Source organism: Streptomyces sp. NPDC057654, from assembly GCF_042800135.1.
Lineage (GTDB): Bacteria > Actinomycetota > Actinomycetes > Streptomycetales > Streptomycetaceae > Streptomyces.
In genome coordinates, this window is sequence record NZ_JBHVHQ010000014.1 from 25,121 (window position 1) to 32,097 (window position 6,977).

Below are 6,977 nucleotides of genomic sequence, written 5' to 3' on the forward strand. Positions count from 1 at the left end.
TGATCGCCTCCCCAATGCACGCGCATCGCACGTCGAAACCGACCTGGAAACCCCGAGCTCCCGGCCGTCCGGACGGAACCCCGCGACAGGTGGCGGAGCCTCGCAACGGCGCGATGTCCGCGGTTCTCCAACTCCCCCCAGAGGACGTGATGACAACGACTGCCGCACGGCCCCCTTGCGCCGCTCACCACGACGGCGACCTCATGACCGCTACGTTCGAGATCAGACAGCGAACGTCGGGTGAGGAACCGTCCCGCAAGGAATGCGAGCAGGTCGGCGTCATGAGGCTCCAGGTCCGAGAATGCCTGAGCGCCGTTGGGCTTGACGACGTGGCCGACGACGCGGAGCTGGTCGTTTCGGAGATGGTCACCAACGCCCTCGTGCACAGCGGAGGCCGGAAGGGAACGCTCTCCCTCTCCCTGCGGGACGATCGTCCGCCCCGCCGTGGGCCCGTCGCCCGCTACCTGCGCATCGACGTGTACGACGGAGTACCGAACTATCGACCCGCCTGTCGGGCGGCCGGGAACACGGACGAGTGCGGCCGCGGCCTGGTCCTTGTGAACGCCATCGCAGATGATCGGCACGGCGCGTGGGGCATCAGCGACCACGGCGCCACCACCTGGTGTGAACTGCGATTGGCGGCGAGCTGATGACGCCGATGATGAGGGCCGCCGTACGGGAGGCCGAGGTCTGCGAACCGCTGCCGCGCGGCCTGACCGTCTCCCTCCTCCCGGCAGAGGAGGCATACGACTACGAGCACTACCAGGACCGGCTGGCCGATCCCGCCCTGCTCACCGGCGCCGTGGCCGTCCGCGTCTTCCGGGCGCCGCTCCTTGCCGTACCGGTCGGCGGCTCGCGCCGCGGCGGGTGTATGTCCTTTGGAGAACTGTCGCTGGCGATAGCGGCGCGCAGTCTCCTGGCAGATCGGGCCGGCTTTCCGGACCTCCGTCTCCGCTGGTCGACCGGCCTGGCCGCCCGCCACGTGGTCGGCTGGGGCGAACCCGCTCCCCCGTGGTGGGAGGACCCCGCGGTGATCGGGCGCTTCTACGGCTACAGCCAGGACGCCATGGACGCCTTCGTACAGCCGCACCCGGCCCCTGTTTCCCCTGCCTTCTCCGGATCGCGCCGCCCCACGATCCTCAACGCCACAAGGGGGGTGTGGGCGCGGGATTCGCCGCCGTTCGCTGAGTAGACCGGCTGTCCGCCGTGATGGAGCCGAGGCCGCCGGAATGATGGCTCTCGCGGCGGACAGCCCTTCCGTACCCGAGTACGGCGTGCGCCCCACATTTACGCCCGGTACGGAAGGGGCCCTGGCGTCACTGGCAGATCGGCGCGGGGTACGGCGAGGCTACGACGGCCACCCCATCCGTTGATGGGGATCACCGAAAATCAACGAGCCCTAACACCGTACGACGAACACGGCCAGGCCGCCCGCCTGTGGGGACCGGAGCGGCCACCCCACCCGCACTCGATTCGAAAGGGACTTCCGTGAACGCCAGCGCTGCCAGCCACAATGGCCTCACCTTTGATCCGGAGTTGTACACGGTCGCGCTGCGGGCCCTGATCGTCAGCAAGGCGGGCGTACTGCTCATCCGCCCGCGGCTCCGCGCAGAGAGCGATGACCGCTGGTACCGGCTGCCGGGCGGACCAGGGGCAGAGGGCGAGATGTTCCCCGACGCCCTGGTCCGGCACATCCGCGAGCAGACCGGACTGTCCTTCGCCGCGACGGCCGCCACGCTGCGCGCCATGGACTCCACGCCGGGCTCGGCCGCGATCATCGGCGGCGTCACCTTCTACTACAGCCTCGCCGCGGCTCCCTCGGACCACGTGGCCCTCGTGCTGTCCGAGAAGCACGACCACGCCACCTGGGCAACCGATATGGACCTGGAGCACCTCTGCACGCCCTCCCAGGTCACGCAGGTCAAGGCCGCCCTGGCGGCCCTGCGTGACGACGACGTGGTCGAGCTGTACGCCGGGCGGCGGCGCACAGCGCCCTGACCGTCCGCCACACCGCCACCGCACAGATCTCCTGGAGCTCCCGTGCACAACACTGCCAGCACCGTACGCATCACCGCTGCCGCTCTCCCCCCGGCGCAGGTGGCGGTGACCGGCCGCACCTCGGCCGCCGCCCAGTGCCTCCGCCACTTCCACGGCATGTGGCACGTAGACCCCACCCCCACGGCCTCGACCGGCACCGGCATCCCGGTGATCCACGCCGAACTGAACCCGTACCAGGTACATATCATCGAAGGAGTCGTCACTCGCCACGAGCACGAGGAAGTCCGCTACGCGGACACCCGCACTCTGCTCATGCACGACGCTGACGGCCGGACCTACGCGGTGCAGCCGGACCGCGGCCTGGCCTACCGCGCCGATCCGGGCCGCCGGAATTTGACCATCGTGGCCGAGCACGATGCCGCGCTCGGGCTCGCCGCTGCCCGTCTGGCCCGGGACGTGATCCGTGCCCAACTTCAGAGCGAGGGATGGGCCCTGCTGCGCGGCGCCGCCGTCGCCGACGGACGGGCCCTGCTCATCACCGGAGCACCGGGCGCGGGCACGACCACCGCCGTCCTCTACCTGGCCCGCGCGGGATGGCAGGTGCTCAGCGACGGTCACCTGTTCGTCCGTCACGACGATGACGGCCTTGTCCGCCTGCTGCCCTGGCCCGCCTCAATCGCCGTCGACCTCCCGCTCCTCGACAGCCTCGGCCTCTATGACCACGCACGCCGGGCCTTCCGCGACGGGCCCCACCCTGACCAGTCCGACGCGGTCAACGCCGCGCTGCGCAACGGGGCTCGCCAGCCGCTGGCCGTGGGCGAAGCCGTGCGCGCACGGCTCTTCCCCGCCCAGCTCGACCTGAGCACCGCCACGGGCGGCACCGCGGCCGCCGTGCTCCTCCCCCACATGGGGGGCCATGCGCCCGCCCCGCAGACGGACCCCCGCAGTGCCCCCGACGCCCCCCTCGGCCACGCCGGCTTCTTCACCGCCCCCCCACTCCCATCTCCACCCGGACCTGTTCGCCATGACGGCCGGCGCCCAGCCGCGGACCGACGCCGCCCAGGCCGCACGCGACGCCCTCGGGCTTCTCCCGTGGCGCTCCGTACGCCTGCACGACCCGCGTCCCACCGCCGCCCTCCTGGCCAGCACCGCCGAGGCCCTGATCACGGACAGGCCCGTCACCACAGAGATGGCCCACTCATGCTGACCGCAACCCGTATCACCGCCCCCGGCACCACCGCCCGCGTTGTGGTGGGCAGTTCGCACCCGGACATCGTCGGCTGGGCCCGGAGGTATCCCCGGCCCTGGTGGGACACCGAGCCCTGCCCCTGCCCCTACCCCGACCAGTCACCCGCCTCGGAGCCGGCCGTCGTCGCCCATGTCGCGCCCGAGACGGTCGCCGAGATCACCCGGATCGTCGCCGGCCACCCGGACCGGGAGGTCCGCTACACGGGCAACGGGCTGACCGTCACCCGCGACCTCGACGGATACGCCTACGCCGCCCAGGACGACGGGCGCCTCGCCTACAGCATCGACGCCACCCGCCACTCGCTGGCCATCGCCGGGCACGAGCCCGTCCCGGTGGCCCTGGCCGCCGCCCGCCTGGCCCGGGATATGGTCCGCACTCAACTGGTGGGCGCAGGCTGGGTCCTGGTGCGCGCCTCCGCGGTCGAGCGCCAGGGCCGGGCCCTGCTGATCGCAGGGCGCAGGGGCGCGGACACAACGGCCGCCCTCGTACTCGCCCATGCCCGCTGGGGCCGGCTGCTCTCCTACGGCCGCGTCTTCGTCCATCGGGACCAGGAAGGCGGTGTGCGGCTGCTGCCCTGGCCCGCCGCGGCCGCCGTCAGCCTGGCACTGATCGACACCCTGGACCTCTACGACGTCGTGCGCCGCAATTTCTGTGTCGGCGAGCGGGTCCACCCCACCCAAGCCCCCCGGGTGGGCGACGCCCTCCGGGCCGGTCGCCACGTCCCGGAACGGAACGGGACGGGGGACGAACTGCGGGTCCACCTCTATCCCGACCAGCTCCATTCGTGGCTCGGCCTCTCGCTCGCCCACCACGGCACTGCGACCGGAGTGCTGACCACCTGCCTGGAGCCCGACCGGCACACCCCTAGCGCGGCAACCGACCACAGCGCCCCCGCCGCCTTCGAATTCATCACCCGTAAGGGAGATGAGCTCTACTCCGATTTTTTCAGCCTGACCGACGGGCCCCGAGGAGCACATGTCGCAACCCGCGAGGCGCTGAACGAACTCCCCTACCGCTCACTGACTTTCGGGCCAAACCTGGCGCATCACGCCGCCGCGCTCATCGCCGTCGCCGACGCCCTCTGGGAGGCCGGCTGACAGAGCCGCCTACCGAGACCGGCGCCAACACCGGTTTCCCCGGCTCCCACTGGCTCTGCGCGCACCCCTGCGTACTGACGTCACAGGCCGCTTGGGCCTCATGGGCCCGCGTCGTCGCACCCGTCCCACCGCCTCTGGCCACCGTCTGCTCCCCCGGCCTTCGCCCTCGCCGGCTCTGAAAGAAGCATCCATGCCCTACCCGACCCGCCCGGCCGATACCGACCGGACGGCCCTTCGCGCCGCACCGTACGAGGTGCGGGCCGCACGCGCCGCCGACCAGTCCGCCGTCGCCCATCTGATCGACGACCGCATCGTCGACCTCCGCACCCGGACCCCCGTGGAACTCGATGTCGACCGCGCCACCGTCCTCGCAAACCTGGGCAACCACGAGCACGGACGTCCGCTGGTGTGGCTGCTGTGCGACGACTCCGTCATCGTGGGCTGCGCCGTCGTCCTGCCCACCACCCCGGAGTGGGGCTGGAGCGAGTCGCAGCGCGCGGAACCCGCTCTCTTCATCCCCGCCCTCTTCACCCACCCCAAGTCCGGCGTGCGCACGGGCCGCCTGCTGGCCTGGGCCCTCCTCGACTATGCCTGGCATCTGCCCACCCAGGGCGACCATGTGCTGTGGGTACGCGGTGTCACCTTCTCGGAGAAGGTCATGTGCTACGCCCGCGACAAAGCGGGCTGGGACGTCGCCGACACCGTCCTCCGGCACGGCCGTCACGCCCATCTCCTCCAATGTCCCGCGCAACAGCGCCCCAACCTCAGCGCTCTCGTCAACACCCCTCGCATCATCTGACCCCATCGTTCTCAAGGACCATCCCATGCAGCAGCAGCATTCATCCCCCAACCAGGCCCCGGCTCACCTCCGGCAGCCCCTCACCCCCGCTTCTGCTCCGGCAGCCCCTCCCCCGCCCGCCGTGCTGTACACCTGCCGCCCCCGCCAGCAGGGACCGCGGGGCCTCGCGGACTTCGAGCGCGCGACACGCCAGCGCCTCCAGCTCGCGCCGGACCAGACCTACGCGGACTGTTACGTGCCTGACCAGCCGCTCACCCACCGCCGGCACTGGCCTGCCGTGGAGGAGTTGCTGCGACACGGCACCGTTGCTCACCTGGTCGTCCCGGTGCTGGAAGAGATCGCGTACTCCTGCACGCAGCAGCGCACGGTCTACCGGTGGGTCGTCGCGCTCGGGGCCACGGTCCACCGCCTGGGACCGGGTCGGCCCGTCTTCAGCGACGAGGACCTCGGCGGCGACGCCCTGGACGTGCTCGTCGACCTGGAGGCAGCGCGGGAGGTGACCGCCGGCCGCCAGGCGGACGCCCAGGAGCTGAAAGAGCTGAGCGCCGCGCTCCGCCGCCACCTCCAGCGGCTCCTGCCGGACGCCGACCGACGGTGGCGGGCCCTGGCCAAAGCCGGCCCCGGATCGGTCTACTACCGGATGCGCCAGGCGGTACGCGTCGGTGAACGGGCTTTGGCAGCGGAGAGTTTCATCGACCGACGGGCGGGTGTGCTGCGTCTGGCGCAGGCCACCCACGGCCTGCTCCCCCCGGAGCTGATCAGAGGCTGGCAGGACCCCTGGAAGTGACGTGCGCCCTGGCCTAAAGTCCACCAGAAGTTCCGCCCCGGCCGCCTGGCCCTCCCGGGCTTCCGGACTCAACGCACTGCGCGGGGGAGACGCATCCCCGGCGTGAACGCCGGAGATCCTGCACGAGAGTCCCGGAAATCTCGCCAACACGCCCCGGGTAACGAACGGGCATAGTCGTCCTGTGACGACGCCCTACACCGAGGCCGGGACCGTAGAGGGAGCATGGACACAGTCCCTGTACCTGCCCGGCCCCGTCCCGGTCGACCACGCCCAGCGCACGCTCACCGCTCTGGCGCGAACGTGGCCGGTGGCGGCCTTCTTGCCGGGGGAGGCCGACGAGCCGGTGGGCGAGGTGGTGCTGTACCGGGACCCGAGCCGCACCTACGGCACACCGGAGACATCGGCGTGTGACGCCGCCGTACGCCGGCTGGTCACGGCGACCGGGTGGACCCCGGCCGCCGGGCGAGCCGATGACGGAGTGCTTGTCGGCCTCGGCCTGCGGGAGGGGTACGAGACCGGGGCGCCGGAGCATTCACCCGCAGAGGTCGCGGACTGTCTTCGCGCCGCCAGCGCCACGGGATGGCGCTGCCGCACAGCCCGGCTCGTGTCCGCTCGGCTCGTTGACGATGCCGTCCGCTGGTACGCGGAGGACGGCGTCCTCGTGCGCGCGGAGGACCGGCTGCTGCCCGCCATCGAGGAGGCCGCCTTGGACTGTGCCCAGCACCGGTATGTAGTGACTCACCTCGCCGCGCAGCGGACATACGTACGCCACTGGCGTGCGAGTTTGCCGGGTTGACGTCGCTCAGTTGGCGCTCGGCCCGGTGGAGGCGATGAGTTCGCGTACTCCTGGTACGCGAGGGTGGCGGGATCGTAGATCGGTGACGATCTTTCGGATCGACGGCCGGTCGCGGACCTCTCCCGGTGAGACGCGCAGGGCCAGCAGCAGTTCGGTGGCGGTCTGCTCGGCCTTGCCCCATTGCCACCAGGCACGCGCGAGGTCGGTGTGCATGCGTCCTTTGCGTTCGTGGGTGGCGAACTGATCCTCGT

At 71.3% G+C, this 6,977-nt stretch carries 7 protein-coding genes and 1 pseudogene; 7 read left to right on the forward strand and 1 reads right to left on the reverse strand.

Annotated elements, in window-relative coordinates; translation table 11 throughout:
- Positions 1-203 precede the first annotated feature (203 nt).
- From ACFU99_RS02755 to ACFU99_RS02785, 7 genes are all read left to right on the forward strand, one after another.
- The gene (locus ACFU99_RS02755; protein ID WP_384384728.1) at positions 204-650 is read left to right on the forward strand and encodes an ATP-binding protein; all 447 of its coding nucleotides are present in this window, start codon (positions 204-206) and stop codon (positions 648-650) included.
- Positions 650-1,192 (forward strand): DUF6302 family protein, encoded by a 543-nt coding sequence (locus tag ACFU99_RS02760; protein ID WP_384384731.1) that lies wholly within the window; start codon positions 650-652, stop codon positions 1,190-1,192. The genes ACFU99_RS02755 and ACFU99_RS02760 overlap by 1 nt, the downstream gene beginning before the upstream one ends.
- 296 nt (positions 1,193-1,488) lie before the next feature.
- Entirely contained in the window at positions 1,489-1,998 is a 510-nt protein-coding gene (locus ACFU99_RS02765; RefSeq protein ID WP_384384734.1) for an NUDIX domain-containing protein, read from the forward strand.
- Between the two features lie 42 nt (positions 1,999-2,040).
- Entirely contained in the window at positions 2,041-4,344 is a 2,304-nt protein-coding gene (locus tag ACFU99_RS02770) for a hypothetical protein (RefSeq protein WP_384384736.1), read from the forward strand.
- A 190-nt stretch (positions 4,345-4,534) separates the two neighbouring features.
- On the forward strand, positions 4,535-5,143 hold the full coding sequence (locus ACFU99_RS02775) for a hypothetical protein (RefSeq protein ID WP_384384739.1): 609 nt from the start codon (positions 4,535-4,537) through the stop codon (positions 5,141-5,143).
- A 25-nt stretch (positions 5,144-5,168) separates the two neighbouring features.
- Positions 5,169-5,930, forward strand: coding sequence for a hypothetical protein (locus ACFU99_RS02780; protein ID WP_384384742.1), 762 nt, complete (start codon positions 5,169-5,171; stop codon positions 5,928-5,930).
- A 181-nt stretch (positions 5,931-6,111) separates the two neighbouring features.
- The gene (locus ACFU99_RS02785; RefSeq protein ID WP_384384745.1) at positions 6,112-6,726 is read left to right on the forward strand and encodes a hypothetical protein; all 615 of its coding nucleotides are present in this window, start codon (positions 6,112-6,114) and stop codon (positions 6,724-6,726) included.
- A gap of 6 nt (positions 6,727-6,732) precedes the next feature.
- On the opposite strand, the pseudogene ACFU99_RS02790 reads toward ACFU99_RS02785, so the two are convergent.
- Positions 6,733-6,977, reverse strand: a pseudogene (locus ACFU99_RS02790) (transcriptional regulator); the annotation flags it as partial.

Coding starts and splice junctions, on each gene's coding strand:
- ACFU99_RS02780 (WP_384384742.1), top strand. CDS start 5,169: ATGCAGCAGCAGCATTCATCCCCCAACCAGGCCCCGGCTCACCTCCGG.
- ACFU99_RS02775 (WP_384384739.1), top strand. CDS start 4,535: ATGCCCTACCCGACCCGCCCGGCCGATACCGACCGGACGGCCCTTCGC.
- ACFU99_RS02755 (WP_384384728.1), top strand. CDS start 204: ATGACCGCTACGTTCGAGATCAGACAGCGAACGTCGGGTGAGGAACCG.
- ACFU99_RS02760 (WP_384384731.1), top strand. CDS start 650: ATGACGCCGATGATGAGGGCCGCCGTACGGGAGGCCGAGGTCTGCGAA.